This window comes from Paenibacillus sp. FSL R7-0273 (assembly GCF_000758625.1).
GTDB lineage: Bacteria > Bacillota > Bacilli > Paenibacillales > Paenibacillaceae > Paenibacillus_AQ.
Genome location: NZ_CP009283.1, coordinates 1,724,726 through 1,748,320, shown reverse-complemented (window position 1 = coordinate 1,748,320; position 23,595 = coordinate 1,724,726). Strand labels below are relative to the sequence as shown.

12 protein-coding genes are annotated in these 23,595 nt (G+C 52.8%); 1 reads left to right on the top strand and 11 read right to left on the bottom strand.

What is annotated here, in order from left to right; genetic code table 11:
- Positions 1 to 47 precede the first annotated feature (47 nt).
- From R70723_RS07570 to R70723_RS07520, 11 genes are all read right to left on the bottom strand, one after another.
- Positions 48 to 1,646: a glycoside hydrolase family 43 protein gene (locus R70723_RS07570; RefSeq protein WP_039871045.1), complete on the bottom strand. Its 1,599-nt coding sequence runs from the start codon at positions 1,644 to 1,646 to the stop codon at positions 48 to 50.
- Positions 1,647 to 1,799: 153 nt separating this feature from the next.
- Positions 1,800 to 2,201, bottom strand: a complete 402-nt coding sequence (locus R70723_RS33945; protein WP_039871043.1) for a hypothetical protein — start codon at positions 2,199 to 2,201, stop codon at positions 1,800 to 1,802.
- Positions 2,202 to 2,256: 55 nt separating this feature from the next.
- Positions 2,257 to 4,134, bottom strand: coding sequence for an S-layer homology domain-containing protein (locus R70723_RS07560; protein WP_052421221.1), 1,878 nt, complete (start codon positions 4,132 to 4,134; stop codon positions 2,257 to 2,259).
- Positions 4,131 to 6,731, bottom strand: a complete 2,601-nt coding sequence (locus R70723_RS07555) for an Ig-like domain-containing protein (protein ID WP_063837756.1) — start codon at positions 6,729 to 6,731, stop codon at positions 4,131 to 4,133. Before R70723_RS07555 ends, R70723_RS07560 begins: the two co-directional genes overlap by 4 nt.
- A gap of 18 nt (positions 6,732 to 6,749) precedes the next feature.
- Complete coding sequence (locus tag R70723_RS31950; RefSeq protein WP_052421220.1) at positions 6,750 to 11,447, bottom strand: pectinesterase family protein; 4,698 nt, start codon at positions 11,445 to 11,447, stop codon at positions 6,750 to 6,752.
- Between the two features lie 132 nt (positions 11,448 to 11,579).
- Positions 11,580 to 13,121 carry an extracellular solute-binding protein gene (locus tag R70723_RS07545; protein WP_039871040.1) on the bottom strand — a complete coding sequence of 514 codons (1,542 nt, stop codon included), beginning with the start codon at positions 13,119 to 13,121 and terminating at the stop codon, positions 11,580 to 11,582.
- Positions 13,122 to 13,234: 113 nt separating this feature from the next.
- Positions 13,235 to 14,107, bottom strand: coding sequence for a carbohydrate ABC transporter permease (locus R70723_RS07540; RefSeq protein ID WP_039871039.1), 873 nt, complete (start codon positions 14,105 to 14,107; stop codon positions 13,235 to 13,237).
- Between the two features lie 41 nt (positions 14,108 to 14,148).
- Entirely contained in the window at positions 14,149 to 15,075 is a 927-nt protein-coding gene (locus R70723_RS07535; protein ID WP_047171351.1) for an ABC transporter permease, read from the bottom strand.
- A gap of 288 nt (positions 15,076 to 15,363) precedes the next feature.
- Positions 15,364 to 16,860 (bottom strand): extracellular solute-binding protein, encoded by a 1,497-nt coding sequence (locus tag R70723_RS07530; RefSeq protein ID WP_039871035.1) that lies wholly within the window; start codon positions 16,858 to 16,860, stop codon positions 15,364 to 15,366.
- Positions 16,857 to 19,172, bottom strand: coding sequence for a helix-turn-helix domain-containing protein (locus R70723_RS07525; RefSeq protein WP_144027030.1), 2,316 nt, complete (start codon positions 19,170 to 19,172; stop codon positions 16,857 to 16,859). The genes R70723_RS07530 and R70723_RS07525 overlap by 4 nt, the downstream gene beginning before the upstream one ends.
- A 201-nt stretch (positions 19,173 to 19,373) precedes the next feature.
- The gene (locus R70723_RS07520) at positions 19,374 to 22,496 is read right to left on the bottom strand and encodes a carbohydrate-binding protein (RefSeq protein ID WP_052421219.1); all 3,123 of its coding nucleotides are present in this window, start codon (positions 22,494 to 22,496) and stop codon (positions 19,374 to 19,376) included.
- Positions 22,497 to 22,668: 172 nt separating this feature from the next.
- On the opposite strand from R70723_RS07520, the gene R70723_RS07515 reads away from it, so the two are divergent.
- Positions 22,669 to 23,544, top strand: coding sequence for an AraC family transcriptional regulator (locus R70723_RS07515; protein WP_039871033.1), 876 nt, complete (start codon positions 22,669 to 22,671; stop codon positions 23,542 to 23,544).
- The last annotated feature ends 51 nt before the right edge of the window (positions 23,545 to 23,595 follow it).

The window sequence follows — 23,595 nt, the reverse complement described above, 5'->3', positions numbered from 1 at the left end:
TTGTTAAACCGGGAGATTTAAGGGGGTCACTAGGGCATTTTTACGGTTTATTGCTGTACTGAGAAATAATCGAAATCAGCATGCCTGCGCCCGCCTGACAGATCCTGGACGCACAGGCCTACGAAGGTTCCCGTAAAGCCCCAGGAACGGAAATAGCCGTTCTCGCCTATGGTCGCGGCTTCATCGGACAGCCTGCCGGCATCCAGCTTGGGCCCTATGCTCTGCCACTCCTCCCCGTCAAGCGAATAATAGAATTGAAGCCCCGGTCCGTCAAAAACAACCTTCAGTCCGAGCCGTGTGATTCCGTTCAGAGCCAGCGGCTCCTGAAGACATTCATCATAACGCCCCTGCACCGTAGAGCTGAGCTGAAGAACCGTACCCTTCTCCTCATCTGCAGTCATATGCAGATAATAATTGCTTTCAGTGTTGTAATACGCAACCAGTCCGGCCATTTGCTGAAAGTGCTCAGGCTGAAATTCCATGCAGGTCTCAAAAGAGGCATGAAAGGACTCCAGCCGTCTGGCTGCAAGGCTCTGGCGGTGCAGCGAATTCAGGGACTCCCGCCCCTGCAGCCGCAGCCAGCCCGGGCGTTCAGTGAGCGACAGCCAGCTCCCGTCCGGATAATCGCGGAGCGTGCTGAGGTGAACAGACAGCCGCTCAGACTCAAAAGGATCACAGGCTTCTTCAGCCGCGAACACATGCGGCGGCAAATCCGGCGGCTGGACCGCTGTCTGCGGACTCATGGCAGGGTCTGCTACTCTAAGCCATCCATCTTCCGTCCAGCTGCAGCGCTGGAGTGCCGTCTCCCGTCCCAGGCTGCATTCACCGGCTTCGTTCAGCGGTCTGGCGCATAAATGGGCCAGAAACCACTCCCCTGTCTGTGTCTCAATCAGACTGCCGTGCCCCGCTTTTTGCAGAGCCAGCTCCGGCTTGCCCTTGGAGGTCAGGATGGGATTCACAGGGTCGACTTCATACGGGCCGTCCAGCTTGGCTGAACGGGCAACCGTAACGGCATGACTATAGCCGGTACCGCCTTCTGCCAGCATTAAATAGTAATAACCGCCCTTTTTGTACACGTGGGGTCCCTCTGTACATCCAAGCTCTGTTCCTGTAAAGATCAGCTTGGCTGTGCCAACGAGCTTCTCCTCCGCTACGCTGTATTCCTGTAGATGAATGCCATGGAACCGGTTCTTGCCTTTACGGTGATCCCAGACCATGTTAAGCAGCCACTTGCGGCCGTCTTCATCATGAAACAGGGACGGGTCAAACCCGCTGCTGTTCAGATAGACCGGCTCCGACCACGGTCCCTCGATGCTGGCGGCGGTCACCAGGTAATTAGGCGTGTCTTTGTACACACCCGTCATGCTTTTAACATTGGAATAGATCAGGTAGAATTTCTCGCCGTCATGGCTGAGACACGGTGCCCAGACACCGCCTGAGTTGGGGACGCCGATCAGATCAAGCTGGCTCGGCCGGGTCAGCGGATGGGTCAGCAGGCGCCAGTTGACCAAATCCCTGGAATGGTGAATCTGCACACCGGGGGCCCATTCGAAGGTCGAAGTGGCGATATAATAATCATCACCTACCCGCAGCATGGATGGATCAGGGTTGAACCCTTTGAGTACAGGATTATGGATCATCGTTATAAACCTCCATTGTCATTGATTCCGTATCAGCAACGGATCGTAAGCGTTATCATGATGAATGATACCTCAGCGCAAGCGCATATGGCTAGGATACATTAGCACCGCACGGTCATAAACCGGGAAACTTAAGGGATTGTACGGGCAAACTTAAGGTTAGAAAAAAATCACTCCATCGGGTGAACATTCCGGCTTACTTGAGGCCCGGTTTATATACTGGAACCCTCTCAAGTTTGTGCGCAAGGCGAATGTCCGCATACTTTCCGGCCAAACAACGGGATTTATACCGTTGTTGCCGCCACTCCGCTCACTTTCCAGCCAAACAACGGGATTTTTGCCGTTGTTGCCGCCACTCCGCTCACTTTCCAGCCAAACAACGGGATTTATACCGTTGTTGCCGCCACTCCGCTCACTTTCCAGCCAAACAACGGGATTTATACCGTTGTTGCCGACGCCCCGCTCACTTTCTGAGAATTCATCATAAGGGCTATGTATATCAACGAATTCATAAAAGCGTGCTATCAAGTCTGTCTGATGATCACTAGTATAATTTCCCAAACAAAAAAAACCGCCCCCAGACACGGAGGCGGATAAGTTCTCCCAAACATTCAATTTACAGCTTATTCATAATCCTGTACACAATAACCGCAGCTTCTGCTCTGGTCGCATTAGCATGCGGATTGAGCTTGCTGCCGCTGCCGCTGACGATCCCTTCCTTCACCATCGCGGCCACATCCTCCACCGCATAAGCTGCAAGCTTGACCCGGTCGCTAAAATTAAGGATATCGTCAGCGCTGCCCGCCGGCATTGTCGCCCCGCTAAGCGAAAGGGCTCTGCTGCCGAGAACCATCAGCTCCTGGCGGGAGATTGGCGTATCCGGCTTGAAGAGGTTATTGCCCGCTCCGTCTGTGATCCCCAGCTCCCTGGCAATCCCCAGCGCTTCATAGTAGTATTTCGCAGGACTAACATCGCTGAAATGTTCATTGAAGCTGGCTGTAAGTCCCAGGCTTCTTACCAGAATAACCAGGAAATCCGCCCGGGTAATGTTCGCTTCGGGGGCAAAGGACGTATCCGAAATCCCGTTAATTACCCCTTTGGAGGCCAGTGCTTCTATGGATTGCTGCGCCCATGTAAATTTTGCAGCATCAGCAAAAGTCTTGAAAGCATAGGAAACGGCAAACTTGCTGAAGTGCGTGGTACTAAAGGTTACCCTCCCTGCCGCCGCGTCAAATCTGGTATTAGGTATCTTGGCTGCCTTCTCCGCCGGATCAATATACCAGACTACGAGATGTTCACCGCTGTTAAGTTCGTCCTGCTTAGGTGTGTATGGAACAGATACTTTAACCGGTGCATTTTTGTTGCTCCATTCAATGGCTGCACCGTCAACCTTCGCAGTCAGCTCGATGACCGGTTTACCGCTGGCGCTTTCTCTCAGCGACGGTTCAATTATTGCCGTCGCATCCGCTAAGCCGATAACCACGGAAACAGTGGAGCTGCCTGCTGTAAGCGCAGCTTCGAACATATTCCCGGGCAGCTCGACAGTTCCAACCGGAGTAACCAGCCGGATCACCTGCTTCGGATCTCCTGCAAACAGGCTGGCCGGCAGCACCGGCTCATACGCCTTGGCTCCTTCTGCCTGCGTTATAATGATCTCCACAGTCCTGATTCCTCTAGCATCCGCTGCCGCTTTGGACAAGGCTGTGCTGACGGCTGCTGCAGAAACCTCTGCCTTCGCGACAGCCGTTGCCGGATCAAGCACGGCAGTCAGCGTGATGGCAGAGCCTGCTGCTGCAGGTGAAGGCTTCGGCGTCGCTGCTGCTCCGGTCTGTCCGCCTGGCAACGGCGGCGGTGTCGCTGCAGGTGTGGCGGTCGGCGCCGGTGTTGATGTTGGAGTCGGTGTTGGTGTCGGCGCTGTCCCGCCGCCGACCTTTACCACCAGCTCCACGGTTTTGGGGCTTCCGTTCACATTACCGGTAACCGTGAATTGGCCGGCTGTACCGGTATCCGGCACTCCGGACCATTTCACCCCTACCTCCCGGTTAGCCCCGCTGTCGAATACAGCAATAACGGAGCCGGGCAGTACAAGCTTGCCGCCTTTGGCGACTGTAATAGCCTGCAAGGGCCTGAAGCCCGTTATCGTCTCGGTATGCTCAACCGTGAAAGCCTGCAGCTCTGCCTTCCCGCTGCCGGCCGAGCTCACGGAGCCGTAATACTCTCCCTTTGGAAGCACGGTCTGGAAGGTGTGCTGTCCGTTTTTAAGCTCAGCCTGATCCACATAGGCGATGGACCCGGTCTGCTTTTGCATAATCAATACCGTTACTGTGTCCTGCTCATTGGCTGTACTGGTAACCTTGATTGCTGCTGTATTATGATCTACCTCCAGGCCGGCCGTTAAGGCTGCAGCTGCCGATACACCGATACTACCGAACGGAAGCACCAGCAATGAGAATATGATCCATGCTATGCATGCTCTGAAGATCCTCTTGTTCATAAGCCTCCTCCTAACTGCACGGACTTCTCGTTGGAAATGAGCTGTCCTTCTTGCACATTATTGATGACATAAGCCTTTATCTGCAGCCCAGTAAGCTGTAAGGGAGTGCTGAACATGGCTTTTACAGTCTTGGTCCCGTTCACCCCAAAGGCTGACTTCACATAAGACGAGGAGAGAATATTGCCCTCTGCGTCACACAGCTGGATAACAACGACCCCCTCCGGGACAGCAATGGAATTCCGCTCAACAGTAACCGCAGCTACAGCGGTCAGCCCGGGAGCCGGCTGCGCTGCCTCATTTCCCAGAGCATCTGTAAGCTTGATATCCGTTACCGTAAAGGAGCTGCTGAGCTGCACATTCGAGAATTTAGCCGTGTTGTAGTACTTATCCCCAATCGCAGGCTGGGTCCCGTCGACGGCAAATCCGATATAAGCCTCCTTATCCATAGCAAAGGTATCCCTGAACAGCTCTTTCCAATGCTCACCGTCATAGGAGGTAAAAGCGGCGATGGTATCCTCTACACGCTCCAGCTTCAGCCAGATCGGCAAGGTGTTATCGGTTAAGCTTGGCAAATAATCCTGCGGATAATCGGCATTGTTCAGTGTGCGGATAGTCTCTCCTTTGTTCATCCGCGATGAGAAGTAGGTGGCATAGAACGTATCATCCTTATCACCGTTTCCAAGCTCATCCCGGTCTGCCTTCACGATGGAGGTGCTGATCAACGCTGCAACTGCGTCCGGCTCCAGGCTGTCCCGGATCATCAGGCCCGAAATGGCGTTGTTGTCCAGCAGGGCGATGGAATCCAGTCTGGCGGTTAAGGATGCATTGCCGCTGACCGGCTGGTATACATAATGGAAGCTGTCACTGCGGCCGGTGATTTTTCCGGACCCTTTCACGGTCAGCGTACCGGAACCGTCCAGGCTTCCGCTACCCTTCACCGGCGTATTGCCGATATCCGCGGAAGTCCAGCCCGTACTCACCCCGGGACCGTTGACATGAACCGGCAGGGAGGTGGACTGGGTTGCATTTCCCTTCGTATCAAAGGCACGCGCTGAGATAAAATAAGTGCCGTCCTCCACATTGTCCAGAGTGAAGCTGTATGGGGCCTTCTTCACTTCCCCTACCAGCACATCGTTTCTGTAAAATTGCACCTTGGCAATTCCGTCCCTGTCTTCAGCCTCTGCATCAATCCGGATGGCACCGCCCTCTGTAAACAAAGCGTTATACACAGGTGATTTCAGCTTGACCACAGGATTGTCTGCAGCATGGGTCATATCTGCCAGACTGTTCAGATAGTTCTCCAGATTGCTGTACCCGTTCGGACTGATGGTTTTGCCGTCCGCTTTATCCAGCTTATTCAGGCCATTAGCCTCTTCCCAGGCATCCGGCATGCCGTCATGATCGCTGTCCAGCGGAGCTTCAGCAGACTGTAATTCCGGATAACCGCCCACCTCATATTCCCGGTTGATCGTCCGGCCGGTTCCGTCTATTACATCCTGCACGGCCCGGGCATCTGCGGCATCTCTTCTTGGCAGCACCGCACCAGCCATGTCCAGCACATCCTGATAGGCCTGTTCGGCATCCGTGATCTTTACGGTTGTATAGCTGTCATTCTGAAACGGCGTTTTGGAGAGAACCGTAGCCGGGATTGCATTCTGAATCCCCTTGCTGTTGTCCGCGCTGATCTCCGGGCTGCCGTACATGTAATTCCCGTCCACAAAAAACTCACCGTCACCGGGATTGATAATTCTGCCTTTTACAGACTGGAGGGTAGACGGTCCCGGCTTGTAGTAGTTATTAATGACATTGGACTGCAGCGTGGTTAAGCCGCCATAGGTGTTGTTAAAGCCCCAGTTGTAAATCACATTGTTAGACATCGTGATATTGCCGGGCGTATTGCCGTTTCCGATTCTCGGCATTCTGCTGGTATGGCTGGTAAGCAGATTATGGTGGAAGGTTGTCGCATTGCCGCCCCAGATCCCGCCGTACCCGTGTTTTCCTTTTACATGCCCCGATAAAGTAAGGCTTTCGCTGATGATACTCCACTGCACGGTCAGATTGTTATTCTCATAAAAGGATAATCCTTCGTCCGTCGACCAGCCGGCCGAGACATGATCAATCATCACATAATTTGAGCCCCGGCCGCCCAGGGCATCCGGCTCACTGGAGATGTTAGCCGAACCGGGTCTGAATCTTAAATACCGGATAATAATATTGGTTGCACTGCTGATGTCAGTGTTAAAGCCGGCAATGCAGATCCCGTCTCCCGGAGCGGTCTGTCCGGCAACCGTAATGTTTTTTCTGTTGGTGAAGCCGAGCGAACTGGCCAGGTGAATCGTCCCCGATACCCGGAATACGACCATTCTGTTATCTCCGCTAATTGCCTCTCTCAAGGACCCCGGTCCGGAGTCATTCAGATTGGTTACTTCATAGACGTCATAGCCCCGGCCGCCGCTGGCATACATCCCCCCGCCCTCGGCCCCCGGAAACGCCGGTATAGCTGCCGGCGCCTGGGCAGCATGAGCAGGCACGGCATCGGCCAGGAATGAAGCGCCCAGCAGCGCACATAACGCAGTTGAGATCATCCTTTTCTTCATGGTTCATCCTCCTGCAGATTAATTGGATTGTAACTCGGCCGTTTCAGAAACAGGCTGCATATCAGTCATGTTGTCCCAGACAAAGGCTTTGAGCGTATAGCCGTCCACATCATCAGGAAGCCTCAGCCGGGCGTAAAGGGTATCCGTCTCACCGCTGTACAGGGTCTCTGACGTACTGATGAATTTGATCAGGTTGTTATGTTCGTCATATAGGCCGATAAACAGCAGGACATCTTTGGTGTCAGCGATATAATTTTCAGCTTCTGCCTGTATCCAAATTTCCCGGCCTGCTTCGAGCACAGTAACAGCTTGCCCCTGTGTATCATAGAAGCCAATGCTGCCCGCTCTATACGTATAAGTGACGGTATACTTAATAACGGTTTCATTGCGGTACGTATCGGTAGCCTTGATTTCAATTTCATTCAGGCCCGGCACAAGAATCAGCTTCGCACTGAACGTATCTCCTTTGTGTAAAAGTAAATACTCCTCCGTCCCGTTCAGCTTTTCTGGAATTCCGTTATTTCTGATTGTCAGGATGCTCTCCTTATCCACATTCCCGCTTAGCGGCAGCAGGGCACTGAACACCCGGGCGGCCGGCTCAGCCGAAGTCATCGTAAGAACCGGTGGCATATCCGCCGAAGCAGTAGGCGAGACACTTACCACCTGTGACGGCACGCTTTCCCCGCTGGCATTCTTTGCAGTGACGGCAAAATAGTACGTTCTGTCATTTTCCAGACCTGTAACGAAGGATTCATACACAGAGCCTCCAACGGTCAGCGCTTCTGTAAACGGCCCTTCCGGACTTTTACTTTGTTGTACCGTATAGGAAGTGGCTGTATTTAACGCATCCCAGGTAATCCGGGCGCCCGCATTATAAGGCTTGGCCTGGACATTCTTCGGTGCGACTGGCTTGCCGGCATTGGCATCGAACAGCACCGTTCCATCAGCCATCACAATTTTGACATCCTCGAATACAGCTGTAAGGGAAGAAGATGCATTGGCGGCATTCACCATCAGCCCCACGTACAGCTCCTTGGGGTTCCCGTTCTCATCCAGGCCTAGCTGGCTGGCGGTAGCTGTACTGACCGCAAGCGTCTCCGAGGCAACCGGATTAGCCGGGATCGGCAGGGTGCTGACGATGGACAGGATTTTGTCGCCGGTTTTGGTGATCTGCAGGTAGGCTGTTCCCTTCACCGGCATCACGGAATTGGAGCCGTTGGAGGAGCCGCTGTACCGGAACATTTTTCGTCCGCCTGTAGCGGTGGCCGCCTGTGTGTAATGGTAGCTGTTCGGGTCCAGGCTCTCTCTGAGTGTTAAGCTCATCGCCCCCAGCTGGCCTTCACTGTAGACCGCTTTGGCACTGATCGTGTAATCACCCTTGACCTTGACTGCCTTCATATAAAATTGATCCAGTCCGGTGGCATTCTTGTTGATTCCCGTTCCTGAACCGGTCAGCGTGAACAGGTTGGTATCCTCATCAAAAGTTGATGACCCTGGTGTACCGGGACTGCCGATGTCATAGCCGGTGAAATCCTCCGGTTTAATAACAGTAACGGGCGGAGCTCCGGCTCCCGGAGTTACCGCAGCTTCATTGGAATCCGGGCCTTCCCCCTGCTCATTGGAAGCGGAGACGACAAAATGATAGGCTGTTCCGTTGGTTAACTCCGAATACGTGTAAGAGGTAACCGTGGCCGGGCTGACCGTATGAAGCATGTCGTATCCGGTACTGCCGGCAGACCTGCCTTTGACGGTATAGTAGGTGGCCCCTGTTACTGTTGACCAGGAGATGGTTGCCTTCCCGTCGCCGGGTTCAGCCGTTATGACCGGCGCAGCAGGAAGTCCCTGCTCAGCGGTAGTAATCTCTACAGCATTGCTTTCCGCCGTATTTCCGGCAGTGTTAACGGCCGTCACTTTAAAGGTATAGCTCGTCAGCGGGGCCAGATTATCCGCCGCATAAGTGGCTTCAGTTGTTGTGGCGACCTTGCGGCCATCCTGATATACCTCATATAGGATGGAGCCGATGCTGCTGACAGCACCCTGCCAGCTGATAACTGCCCGGGATTCGCTGACGGAGTCAGCCTGCAGCACAGGCGGTGTCAAGGTACCCGGCTCATAATAGTGAGGCACCCAGTCCGCGCCGAAATATTGGGTTACATCGACCACAGCCGATGCGGCGCTAAGCACCTTCCCTTTTCTCGCTGAAGTGTCTACCGGCACGCCGTTATAGGTCGTGTTGTATTCATAGAAGTCTGCCTTTTCCGGAACGGAGCCCCCCATGCCGGCCCACCCCTCCGGATAGATGATGGAGCTGTTCTCCAGTCTGGTATCCAGAAAGGTCACCTTGGCATCCTGTCCCCACGGTCTCCCGAAATCCCCGGATGCCTTAAAGTTATTAGTAGAGCTGCCAGTGACTGTGCTGTCCCTGAACAGATAGCCGTGAAAGGACGGATCAGAGGCGGAAGAAGGCTTGGCTGCTGTAATATGGCCTCCCGAATCCTGGTCGCTGTAGCCTGTGAAGTTAAGCGTGCTGTTATCGAATACAATGTTGCCCGAGCCGAAAATATAGTCGGTGTTGCCTTCTATGAAGCTGTCCTTGTAATACTGGCGGGTGTTGCCCGTGAACAGCGTATCCTGGTTGGACAAAAATTTGCATTTATAAAATTCAGCCTGATCGGCTTCGACCGCGATGGCAGCCGCCCGTTCTGTTGCCCCTCTCGATCTGGCATCCAGTGAAGCTGTTCTAGGAGTAAGATTGGTAGGCGTGTTGATCGTTGTGACCTCGACCCCGTCCTCCAGCTCCTCCTCGGTGATGTACTTGTTAAAAGAATTCTCAAACACGATGTTCTCTGCCCTGAAGCCGGTTGCTGCACCCGTAACAAACACGGTGGCACCCCATTTAAAGCTGCCCGGATTGCCCTTCAGGTATCTATCAAAAGCCCGGTCCTCATTGTACAGCCCATCCGGCCCTGCGCTGTAATAGTCGTAACCAACCCCGTAGTACCAGGTGATTTTAACCTCCTTACCCGGATCGGCATTGACGAGGCTGATGTAAGGAGTGGCGATTTTCAGCTGGGCCCGGTAAATACCGGGGGCAATATGGATCGTAATCCGCTCAGCCTCGCTGGAAGGATTCATTCTCGCGGCTGCTGCCAGTGCCTCCTTGACCGAGCCGAAATTGTGCTCCTTGGCGCTGTCGCCCACATACAAATCCTGAACCAGCGGAAGAGCAGCCGGAGCCTTGGAGGTTGAGAATTTGAGATCCTTTACCGCGCCGCTTCCCTTGATAACGGTGTGCCCTGCAGTCGTGTAGGCAGGGTCAGAGCAAACGGCGGTCACTGCATAAGCGCCATCCCTTAGCTTGACGGAGTAGCCGCCGCCCGTAACATTTCCGGTATAGCTGTATCCGTCATTTAGATTCGTAAATTTGAGACTGCTGACGGTAACCCCGGACGGCAATCCGGTAAAAGCACCGGTTGCGTTGTAAACCGCTGCCTTCGCAACCGTGAGGGGCCGCACAGTATCCGCGCTGATGCTAACATCCGCTTCGCCTGTAAGCACGTAATCGTTCACGCCGGATAGGGCCAGGGTATAGCGCTCTCCGGCACGTGGATCTGCCGAGTAAGTCAGCGCTGCTGTATCCAGCACAGCTTCTACAACCGGAGCAAGACTTCCCTGGGGCGGAACCAGGCTAAGCTTCAGACTATTGAGGCTGTAGCCTGACTCAAACCCGCTAAGGGTACCGCTGAGCTTTGCCATTGAGGTTTTTACCACATTTAATTGGACATTCTTAATGCCGCTGCCCAGATCAGCAAGCGTAACGGCTACGTTCTTGGAGGTGTCCGAAATGGCATACTCAGAGCTGACGCCACGGAGAACGGCGGTATACGTGTAGCCTGCTGTAAGAGCAGCCACGTAAGTGCCGTCAGCAGCAAGCTCAACCGGCAGCAGCTCCCCGGTGGACTGATTCTGAAAAACAATGGAGTGACCGGAAAGCACGTGTTCATTCAGTTTGAGCGTACCGGAAACTGTAACACCCGGGGTTCTAGTAATGCGGGCAACATTGGGTTTATAGCTTCCTGACTCCGAATAAAACAGCTGCAAGGTTCCCGAGTCCAGTGCATGATATTCAAGGATCTGCCCCGCTGAAGTAAACGAGTCGGTGCTTCTGGTCACCACTTCACCGGTGGTGCTGCTGGTCAGGGCAAAATTAACGGTAGCCGGCCCGGACCCGTTGGTAACAAAGCCGTATACCGTGATCTTGTCTCCGGCTTTCACATTCTCCAGCCGGATGTATTTGGCTGAAGCATCCCCGTTGCCGGCGGAATAGACAGAGCCCTTGCTCGCATAGCCGTCGCTGAAGGTCTTGGTGGTAGGCTTGCCGTAGGATAATGCGCCGTTCCCTTCACCGTCGTAATAATATAGTCTGTGGTAACCGCCCCCGGCTGGGGTCATTACCGTTAAGTCGCCGAACACCGTATTCTCCCTGAACCAGCCGGCCCCGATAAAGGAGCCTAACCCGTTGAGGGTATCCACTGTAATGTGATTGATATAGGAATCTCCCGCTGCCTGTACGCCTCCGAAGTCCCATACCTCGATCTGGCCGCCCTGCGCATTGCCCTCCGCCTCTGCGGGGGGAGGCTGCAGGCCAAACACAGCCGTTACCAGCATCACAAGTACCATGAGCTGGCTCATGGCTTTTTTCGTCTGCTTGTACATATGTGTCCTCCTTGTTTCAAAAATGATAAATGATAAAGCCTCACTCATCTAAGCGCTTTCATCTTTACTCTAAAAAAACCGCCTTACTTCCTTTCCAGGTTCATAAGACGGTTTCACTACGGCCGGCAATTGTTATTTGTTTTTCAGATAAGCTTCCTTATACTCTTCCATCAGGCTGCTGCCGCCGGCCTGCTTCCATTTCTCAATTTCGGCGTTCCAGCCTACTTCATCAATTTTGCCCATGATATATTTGGTTTCCGCGTCCGTAATCAGCTGCTCAAGCTCGCTTCCGCGCTCTGTATAGGTATTCGAGATCAGCGTAAGGGCCGGATTGGACACCACATATTGTTCGTTGTCTGATACGATTTTATTGTTCTTCTGGAACAGCTCTGTCTGCTTCATCGGCTTATCCATGTTATAGGACTCTCCGCGCTGAAGCAGTGTATCCCGGTAAGGCTTCACTTCCTTGGCATCGGCATCCTTATCCAGCGGAAGGGTATGATCGCCTTCTACTGAATAATGCGTCCCTTCGATCCCTTTATTGATCAGATTGACCATTTCCTTGTCGAGCAGCTGATCGAGGAACGTCATCACCCGCTTCATTTCCGCTTCATCCTGAACAGAGGATTTCGGCAATACTAATATTCCGGCATTTCCGCTCTCGGCAGGAACACGGATTCCGCCAGGCCCTTCCAGTGCAACCGCATCCATAACGGCGGTAGGCACAACCTTCACCAGATTGGTCTGCATGGTCTGGGCATTGCCCCCGGAGATGCGCATCGCTACCCGGCCTGCTTCATATGCCTTATCGATGGTCTGGGCATCGGTTACAGCAAAATCCTGATTGATCAGCTTCTCGGCGTACAGCTGTCTGAATAAATCCAGAGTATCCTTAAATACATCGGTCATGAACTCAGGAGTGAAGTTTCCTTGCTCATCTGCCTCCCATTTATTCGGCCCGCCCTGCATAACTGAAAATCTGGTTAAGGTCGAAGCGACGCCCTGATTGTAATTCTTATCCAGCATCATTCCGTACGTATCCTTCTTCCCGTTCTTGTCCGGGTCATTCTCCGCAACAGCCTTCAGCACGTTATACCACTCATCCAGCGTCTTCGGAACCTTCTGGCCGGATTCATCGAACCAGTCCTTGCGGTACTGCAGAACAGCGCGGCCTACACTGCGGAATACCGGTAGTCCATATAGCTTTCCGTCAACTTTAATATTGTTATAATAAGTCTCAGGCTGGGCAGCAAGGTTCGGATAATCCTTCAGATAAGGTCCAATCTCCCAGAAAACATCAGCCTGCATGGCACTGATAATGGTTGGAACATAGCTGACCTTCAGGATCTTGGGAAGCTCTCCCGAGGCAATCATAACGTTAATTTTTTCGTCATAGCCCGAATTCGGAATCCACTGGAAGCTGAGCTTGGTATTTGTATATTTCTCAATAGCCTGCTCCATCGGATTTCCCTTGGCAGGCGCCTCAGCGGCCTGGTGTACGGCAATGGACAGCTCCAGCGGTGAAGTGTCCTCCACAGCAGGTGCATTCGTGTTACCTTTAGCCGCATCCGTATTGCCGCCCGCCGCGTTCTGCTCATTATTGCTGCCGCATGCCGACAATACAGATGTGGCCAGTAACGCGCCTCCCATTAGTAACGCCATTCTTTTCTTCATTAACCTAACCCCTCCGGTTGTAGAAATTTCTATGGTAAGCCTGTAACGCCCGTTTATCAGGAGCTACAGGCATTCATAGCCTGTTCATTGCCTTTCAAGCATCTTTAGCCCTCTTAGCCCTTAACCGATCCGAGCATTACCCCTTTGGCAAAATGCTTCTGGAGGAACGGATAGACCAGCAGAATAGGAACGGTAGCAAACACGATGACGGCCATCCTTATGGTCAGCGGCTGAATCTCTATGTTGTCAATCGAGGTGTCACCAATGCTGCCTTGCGCTAAAATAACGATCTGGCGGAGCAGCACCTGAATCGGGTACAGCCTGCTGTCGTTGATATACAGAATGGCGCTGAAGAACTGGTTCCAGTGACCGACCGCATAAAACAGGCCAAAGGTAGCCATCGCCGGCATCGAGAGCGGAAGCACAATCCGGAACAGCACGCCTACATCAGTGCAGCCGTCGATCCGTGCCGAATCCTCCAGGCCGTCAGGAATCTGCTGAAAGAAATTTTTAAGCACAATCAGGTTAAAGGCACTGATCGCATTCGGGATCATCAGCGACCACAGGCTGTTCGTCAGCCCCATCGCCTTGACCACGAAGTATGTAGGAATCATGCCCCCGCCGAACAGCATGGTGAACAGTACAGCAAGCAGAATAAACTGGCGGCCCCTGAGTGTTGCTTTTGCCAGCGGATAGGCCATAAGTGAAGTGAACAGCAGATTGATGAAGGTCCCCACTACCGTAATATAGATGGACACCAGCATGCTGCGGAACAGCGTATCCGTTGAGAAAATATACCGGTACGAGGCCAGTGACCATTCCTTCGGCCACAGAATTAACCCGCCCTTGGCGACTTCTGCCGGACTGGTAAAGGAAACCGCCAGCACATATACAAAGGGCAGCACGCAGACCAGAGCGATCAGAATTAACAGCGTGTAATTGATAATGTCAAAAATCCGGTTACCGATGGTTTTATCTTGAAGCATAGTAGAATACTCCTCCTCCGTTCCTTGTTCATGCAGCGGGTTCAGTAGACCCCTTCTTCTCCGAATTTTTTGGCCAGCCAGTTGGACCCTAATACCAGCACCAGCCCTACTGCCGATTTGAACAATCCCACCGCCGCACTGTAGCTGTACTGGGCCTGGGTCATCCCTTTGGTATACACGTAGGTATCGAATACTTCCCCCACCTCGCGGTTGGTCGGCGTAATCATCAGGAAGATATGCTCAAACCCGGAATCCAGGAAGTTGCCCAGCCGCAGAATAAACAGGATGATGATTGTGCTGCGTATCGCCGGCAGTGTAATATGCCACAGCTGGCGCCAGCGGCTGGCCCCGTCAATCCGTGCTGCTTCATACTGCTGCAGATCGACACCGGCGAGGGCAGCCAGGAAAATAACCGTTCCCCAGCCGATTTCCTTCCAGATCGATTGGGTGATAATCATCGTCCGGAACCATTCCGCTTCCAGCAGGAAGGCTATTTTTTCGCCGGTAATCCGGTAAAGCAGCTCATTCAGAATGCCATTCTCCGTTGTTAGCAGAATATAGAAGATCCCGACAACCACGACCCAGGAGACAAAGTGCGGAATGTAGATCAGGGTCTGCACGAAATTTTTGAACTTGGCCCTTCTAACCTCATTAAGCATAAGAGAGAGGATAATCGGCATCGGGAAAAAGAACACCAGATTGTAGACCGCCAGAATAACCGTATTGCGGAACAGCATGCCGAACTGCGGCTCCGAGAAAAACCGTTCAAAATGCTTGAGGCCCACCCAAGGGCTGCCCAGAAAACCGGTGTACGGCTTATAATCCATAAAAGCCATCGATACCCCGTACATCGGGACGTACTTAAAGATAATGAAATAGATGACACCGGGCAGCAGCATCAGATACAGCCACTTGTCCCGGATAATATCCCGCAGCAGGGTACCCGCCTTGCCTCTGGGGGCTTTAATGCCGGGCGTTCCTGCAGAAGTTGAGACATTCTGCTTCACCTTTTGTAACCTCCTTATGGTCCTGTTTGGTTTCTGGCCCCATCTTATTTCAGTTTGCCGTGACCGGCTATAAGGCTGGGGCAACCTGTTGACCGCTTCGGCTGTCCGGCCGCTGTCCATAAGGGTTAACAGGAATGCCGAAGCCTCCAATAGCCTTCATATATCCTTTACCGTTGACTCCAGATAACCATGGCTACAGCGTGATATAAACAAAAAAACGGGTTGAGATCGGTGATCTCAACCCGCCGGTTATTCCGCCGCCCTGCTGCTGTAGGCCTGCTCATATTCAAGACACATTTGATTGCCGCCTGCCGCCTGCCACTTGGCCAGCTCCGCCCGCCAGCCCTCCTGATCAATCATGCCCATAATGAATTTGGTCTGGGCATCCAGAATAATAGTCTCCAGCTCCTTGCCTCTTTCTCTATAGGTGTCCGACTCCAGTGTCAGGCCCGGATTCTCTACGGTATATTCCCTGTTCATTTTGCCGATCTGCTGATTCTTCTGGTACAGCTCAGGCTGGCGGACCGGCTTAATCGAACGCTGATACTCTGCCAGATTGGGCAGCAGATCCCTGTACGGCTTCACCTCTCTCAGATCCAGCGTGCGGTCCGTAATTTCGGCATAATCTCCCTGGTCAGACCAATGCCGGCCTTCAATTCCCCTTGTAATTACGGTCTGCATCGGAGGCTCAAACAGCTTGTCGAGAAATTCGAGGATCTGCTTCACCTCCTCCAGTGTTTTTACAGAATCCTTGGGAACTGCGAAGAATCCGGCATTGCCCGGTTCACCCGGCAGACGGCTGCCTGCAGGTCCGGCAAGAAAGGCTACATCCACCTTCGCGTCCGGCACTGTCTTGATTAATTTATCCATCCAGCTCTGGACGTTTCCTCCGGAGATCTGGATGCCCGCACGACCTGAATCATAGATTCTGGAGGCTTCATTATTATCGATAACTACAAAATCAGAATTGATCAGCTTCTCCGCGTACAGCCTTCTGAATAATTGCATGGTTTCATAAAAGGTCCCGGTCATGAATTCGGGGGTAAACCTGCCGTTCTCCACCAGCCACTTGTTCGGCCCGCCCTGGGATACAGAAATCCGGGTCAGCATCGAGCTGGCATCCTGGTTGTATCTTTTATCCAGCACCATGCCGTAGGTATCCTGCTTTCCGTTCCCGTCAGGGTCCTCCAAGGTCATCGCGCGCACGACAGTGTACCAGTCCTCCAGCGTAACCGGAACCTTCAGGCCCAGCTTATCGAACCAGTCCTGGCGGTACTGGATGGTCGCCCGGCCGAGATCACGGACAATGGGGATGCCATAGATCCGCCCTTCCACCGAGATGTTACTGTAATACTCGCTGTCCAGCACTGATAAATTGGGGTAATCCTTCAGCAGCGGCCCGAGCTCCCAGAATTGGCCGGCTTTGATCGTGCTTATATAGTCCGGTGTATAGCCCAGCTTAACCAGCTTAGGGAGCTCACCTGCTGCAATCATCAGCCTAAGCTTGTCATCATAAGCAGACATCGGAATCCAGTCGATCTGCAGTTCGGTGTCCGTATAAGCTTCAATAGCCTTCTCTACTTCATTATTATTGGGCGGCAGCTCACCGATCAGGGTGGCACCTATAGACAGATGAAACGGGGCCGGGCCGGCGGATTGCCTGGAGCTTCCGTCCACAGGCCCGCAGCCGGCAAGAACAGCCGGCAACATCAGGATAGCTGCACCACGGCAGAGATTTATTTTCATTCCTGGGCTCCATTCATCATATTCTCCCGGTATTGGCCCGGGGTAATCTGATAGGTTTTCTTGTAGCTGCGGATAAAAGAGCTGATATTTTTATATTTTATTTTCTCGCTGATTTCCGCTATCCTCATATCCGTCGTCTCCAGCATCTCCTTGGCCATCTTCATCCGGTAGTCCGTCAGATAATCGCTGAACGAGACCCCAATCTCCCGCTTGAAAATACGGCTCAGGTACACCGGATGATAGCTCAGCAGCTTCGAGTACATTTCCAGGGTAATATCCTGATCGTACTGCTCATGAATCAGATTCACCAGCCTGTCGGCAATTTTAACGTACTGAATTTTGGAGCTGTCAGACAGCAGCCTGATCAGAGGCTTGAACAGCCTGGATTCGAACCAGTGAATGATCTCCTCCCGGGTCTGCAGCTGAAAAATCTTTCTGAGGCTGCTCTCACCCTCCAGCACCTGCTTGACCGGAATTCCCTGCTCCTGGGCGATCCGCAGGATGCCGGAGGCCAGCTGCAGCAGCATAGTCTGATGCTCATACAGCGGGCGGTCCTTATGGACGAGGGTGTCCAGATACTGGCCCAGCAGCTCAGAAGCGCTGTCCGGCTGCATTTCCTTGATAGCGTAGATTACCCGGTCCTCCAGAATTTTCAGATGAGAGTATTCATAATGACTGTCTGCTGCATGGTTGCCGGTATCGCCGTAATGAATGATCATTTCCGGTCCCAGGCTGATCCGCGCCTTTAGGGCATTGAGGCTTTCCGCATAGGCATGGACGGTATCTGTGAGCTGGACATACGGATTGCTGATTCCGATGCTCACCTTAATCTGCAGCACCTTCTCAGCATTTAGCTTGATACACTCTGCAGCCTCATACAGAATCTTTCTAACCGCCTCCCTGTCTTCCTTATCTGTAGCAATCAGCGTAACCTGAGAGCCGTTCAGCGTAATTGGCGGAAAACGGAGCGAGGCAGGCAGCACCTCCTGGGCGATATTGCTGATCGCATACAGCAGCAGCTCACGGTCCTCTTCCCGGCAGCGGGTCTCCTGCAGATTATCAATCTGCAGGGCAAGCACCCCGAGGCTCCTCCAGCCTTCAGGAAAGCCGTATTTGTCTGAGCGGAATAAATAATCATTTTCGCTGATCTGGCCGGTGAGCAGCTTTAACACGAAATATTCCTTCAGATGGCTGGTCTGGCCCATCATCTGCTTCTCCAGCTGATCCCGTGATCCGGCAAGCGACTGAAAACTTGACTTGATATATTCAAGATCATCCCGGCTGCGCGGGGTACGCTGGTCTGAATCGGAATCCCCGTAGGTCCGCGCCACCTTCAGCAGATTACGGATAGGCAGATACATTCTGCGGCTTCCATACAAAGCTAAAGTAACGACAATCAGCAGGATAGTCAGACATACCAGAATGGTGAATCCGGCTATTTTCCGCGTATCCTTTTTGATCTCCCCTATATCCACCACCGAAATATAGGTCCAGCTGTTATAGCCTGAGGAACGGTACATGACAGCTGCTTCTTTTCCGTCCAGCTTCGTATTCAATATTCCTGACGGCCGTTCGGTATCGGAGTTAAGCCGATCAAGCACCTTGCTGTTAATTTCTTCATATCTGGACTTATCCGGTCCGGCAGCCAGAATATCCGCCCCCGTCCGGTCCAGAATATAATTCCGGCTGGATACGTTCGAGGACAACTGCATGACATCCTGGACCTCAGATAAAACAATGCTCACGACCAGCAGCCCCTGCGGTTCATTGGTCCGCGGCAGAATCGGGATTTTGTGCACTAATGTAATCGTTTCCACAGGTTCGTATAAATCATCGGTACCGGAAGCCGAGACCCCCGTATACCAGAAGATGCTCTTCGGCTGTCTGGCATTTTCCACAAATTCCTGATAGTTCTCCAGCTGATCCAGCGGCTTCATAACATTCAGGTTGAGCGCCCAGTTCTGCTCCAGGCTGACCAGGTGCGCCTGCGTAATAATGGCATCACTTGACTGCAGGTTATACAGCTCCTTGGTTAGCTGGCGGACGGCCTCAAAGTTATATGAAGATAACGGGCTGCTTATGGATTCCCTGACGAGCGAGGAATTGGCAAACTGGGTAGCCGATTTCTCTGTAGTTCTGAGAATCTGCTCGACACGCATCTGCGTCTGATCCAGCCACTGCATATTCATTTCCTTGACCTTCGTCTCCATATCCCTTGAAGCTGTAGAGTAGGAGGCAAAGCCGATAATGATCGTAGGCAGAATGCCCAGCACCAGACTATACGCAAGCAGCTTCAGCAAGTATTTGCTCAACTCTATTCCTCCTGACATCCATTCTGTAGAGCAGATCATAATCCCCAGGCAACCTTTATCATCCCAGCTTATGGCATTTCACACAATATACTTCAGATAACCTCTTTGACATTTTACTGATTTTCCCTGTATCCCACAAGCAGTCCCCACCTTATTAAGATGAGGACTGCTGCGGCTAATTAAAGTTCTTTATATTTGGGATTAGCCGTGGCTCCAGACATTCAGCTCATACATCGTCCATACCCGGTCCTCAGGATCGGCCAGAGCCAGCTTGATAAACCGGCCCTTCTGCTGCGGAAAGAGGATTTCTGTCTGTCCTGCCTTTCCCTGACCGGTCCCTTCTGCAACAGCTTCCCCGTAATGTACACCGTCCTCCGAAACATACAGCCGGAAGCCGCCGGGGTTATCTCCGGTATCCTGATCAATTGTGATTCTGTTGAAGCACTGCTCCTCCGCCATATCCACAACGAGCTGAATCCCGTCAGCCTGATATGAGGCTCTCCAGCCTGCCGCAGTGCCCTCCTCCAGGACGGCATAGGCATTAAGGCCGTTTCGGGAGGCAACAGCCGACCAGCCCGAGCGGTCCAGCCGACCGTCGTCCTGCACAAACTTATACTTATCCAGATGAAGCAGATTGTCCTCTGAATTCCCATAAAATTTCAGAATAACACTATGGGTACCGGTCGTTCTGGCAATCGGGCAGCTCACATATTGCCACATATCATCCCCGGTTTGCGGAACAGGGCAAGTACCGATGACTTCCCCTCCCACGCTGTCCAGCACAATCTCAAGCTTGGAATGACGGGCTATACCGGATACCTTTGCCTTGAAGGTCCTGGAGCCAACCTCATCAAATACCACGTTATCGTGCCGGATATAATCAAAATTATGGCAGTCGGTTACATACCACGTCCCCCCGACAGGGGTCACCAGGCTTACTCCCGCCGTTTCATCCGCGCTCTCAGCTTCAATATAACGGTAAGCGCTCCGGAGCGCCGAGGGCTTCACGCCGCCGGCACCGGTGGATGGTTTCTCCGGCAGCCGGGGCGGCTTGACCCCGGGGCTTCCGGCTGCAGCTATGGTAAGCCCTGTGCTGTCAATCGTGCCGTTCCATTCGATCAGCAGCTCCCTGGCATATCCGGTACCGGAACGGGTAAATGGAGTATTCTCCCCGTTAACTGTCACCGTCACTTCCGCCCCGTAAGGATCGGCAAGATGTATGATGCTTACTTCAACAGGCTGATCGAACCTTACGGTGATCTCTTTATTGTGCCGGAGCTCCCCGCTCTCTCTGCAGTTGACGGACCCGTAGCCTTCCGGGGTGACAAACATGGCTTCCTTCAGCTCATGCTCCAGCTCCTCCGGAATAACCGGCTTCAGCCACAGCTCCTTCGTATGCCTGTCACGGTGGAAGCCTACGATATCGTAATAGTTCCGCCAGATTCCCGGCATGCTGATATACTGCTTATCCCCGGAGACCGCAGTAGCGGTATAATTGAACTCCACCGCCGCCGGCAGGATATCCAGCGGATGATTAAATACATAATTCCTGTTGTTGTACTGCCTGTTATAGGCATCCTTCTGCATGGCTGCCCATTCGCCGGTTCTTCCGGTCTGAAGCAGCAGCCCGCCATAGTGAACAAGAATATACGGGGTCCATTCGTTATAGGTCCCGCCCAGATTGCCCAGCCCCCAATAATAGGGATGGTAATAGCTGTCCAGCCTCTCCAGTACAGCATCCGTTTCCGGCGCCGGCCATATTTCACCGAGCTGCAGGTGCAGAGACAGCCATTGTCCGGCAAAATAGGATTCACAGCCTCGCCCTGCAGGCAGGGCATCCTGCAAATAACGGGCCCGGTATGAAGCTGCCGCTGTTTCATAACTCATGCGGTATACCTCAGCCAGCCCGGCTTCACCGTTCATCTCAGCAAGCCTGATCATAATCCGGTAGGCAACTGCAGAAAGACTGGCATTATACGGGTTCGGGTCGCCGCCTGCATCATATGAGTTCTCTGATTCGTCAAAGGTATACGGGTACTCAGCGCTGCCATAGAGCTCCACCTGCTCCAGAATCCGCTCCCCCGCCTTCCTGACGTAAGGCCAGAAGAAATCCAGCTGCTCCGTATCTCCGGTGGCACGGAAGGTTTCAAAGACCGAAATAATAAAGCCGCAGTTCAAATCCACCCATTTGCTGATCTCCCTGTAATCCTTGTGATCCTTATCATCCCAGTCCACCAATACGGACTTGTCCGGTCCGCCGCTGTTGAAGTCATGGTGGATTTGCCCGTTATCCTTCTGGGTTCTGGCCCAATACTGCAGCTCCTGCCAGGCGAAGGAGGGAATCAGCTGATTGATGATCTGCCGCGCATGCCACATCTGGTCCATCGTACCGAAGCAGGTCCATTCCCCTTCTGCAAAAGCGACTCTCCCGTCTTTTTTATACATGGAGTTATTCGATATATTTGCGAGCGTATTCAAGGTTTGATTCAGGAGCCATGGAGGCAGATTGGACCGGCGCATCCGGTGAACAAGCTCCTCTGCATTAGCCTTGAGACTATCAAAATGGTCTAAGCCCAGCTGTGCAATATCACCGGGATTGTCATACCTGTTCAAATAATAGGCGCGTTCCGGATCGGTATCATCATACCAGGCCAGTACAAAACGCAGCGTCTTCGTCTCCTGCGGGGCCAGGTTTACTTTAACAGCAACCTTGTTAAGGGTAGCTTCAGGCTGTCCCGTATATTCCCCATGGCTGATAAAGAGGCTGTCATCCCCGCCGCAGCTGATCACCGCTGCCGGATCGCTGCTGGCGGCATAAACGGCCCATTGTTTTGCTGCGAAGCCTTTTCCTTTTGTGTAGACGGACGGGCCGGATTGCAGCTCTACCTGAAAGGAACAAGCGGCTATTGCTTCAGTATCGGCGCGATTCACCAGAACAAGCTCATAAAAAGCGTAAGGCATGCTCATCAGCTCCGGGTTCAGGCGGTCCAGCGGCGAAAATGCAGTCATATGTATCCAGATAGCTTGAACCGTACCGAAGCTGACCCTATGGACCGGCCAGACCGCATCATCCTCATAACGTCCGTTGCTGCAGTAAGCCTTAAGGGTATCTACGGTTTCAATGCTTCCGCCCCGGTATGAATAGAACTGCATTCTTGTGCTGCCCATAGAGCTGTAATCATTCTGATCGGCCGGCGCTTGTGTGACTGCGGCAAAGGTTCCGTTGTGGGCGCAAAATTTGACTGCACCTGCTCCGAAGCCCCCCAGCGGCGTTCCTGTAGTACCGTCTACCGCACTCGAGAAGTCCTCCCCATTTTTGTACAATGACTCCACTTCCTTCTATGATAAAATAGTTGTGATTGTCCGGGAATGAGTCACATTATAGCTCCCGGCCATCACTGCCAGAAAGCCATTAATTGCTCATTTGCAGTCAGAAATTGCTCAATACTCATTTGGCTTGGCGGCGGCACATACAGAAGTGAGGAGGCTTCCTGTCGTGAAGGCTTTTTATGAATTACGCTCTTATCCCGCTGACCTCCCTCTGCGCATTTACAGGCATGAGAACAAGCTGTTCTCCTTTCACGCCCATTGGCATTCGGATATTGAAATCGTTTTCGTTATAGAAGGCGATATACGGTTTGGAATCAATCAGGAGACTCACCTCCTGAACCAGGGGGAGGCAGCTGTATGCTGCAGCGGGGATATTCACTGGTACGATAGTCTGGATGGGGCTACGTTCTATATTCTGGTCTTTCAGCCCGGTGTTCTTGGCAGCTATGCAGCCAGTCCCCCGGATATCCGGTTCAGCAGCTCTTTCTTCACTGACGCTATTGTCCGTGAGCGGGGTCTTCATCCCGGATTGCTGGACAGCCTGAAGACGATTATCGACGTGATCTATGCTGAAATGCAGGTAAACGAACCCTTTTCCCGGATGTGTATCACCGCTAAAACAATGGAGCTGTTCGCGCTGCTGCAGCGCCATATTCCGCGTACCCCGCTGGATGCCGAGCAAGAAAGCAGGCGGCTGGCCAGCTTAAAGACTATGCAGAGCATTATTGATTATCTGCAGTCGAACTACACCAGCCCTTTAACCCTTGCTGAAACAGCGCAGGCTTTCAATCTCAGCACCTTTCATTTCTGCCGGTTGTTCAAGAGCCTGGCCGGCACCAATTTCAAGCAATATCTGGATGCCATCCGCGTGGATGCGGCCGAGGAGCAGATCCGCTCCACCCGTGACTCCATCACGAACATCGCACTGGAGTGCGGCTTCAACAACCTTAGAACCTTCAACCGGGTATTCAAGTCGGTCAAGGGCTATAATCCGTCGAGCCTGAGAAGCGGTCCAGGCACAACAAAAGGCATTGAAGACTGAACGAACACTTAAGTTTTGCAGAATGCTGTTATGGACAAAGAACAAGCCGGG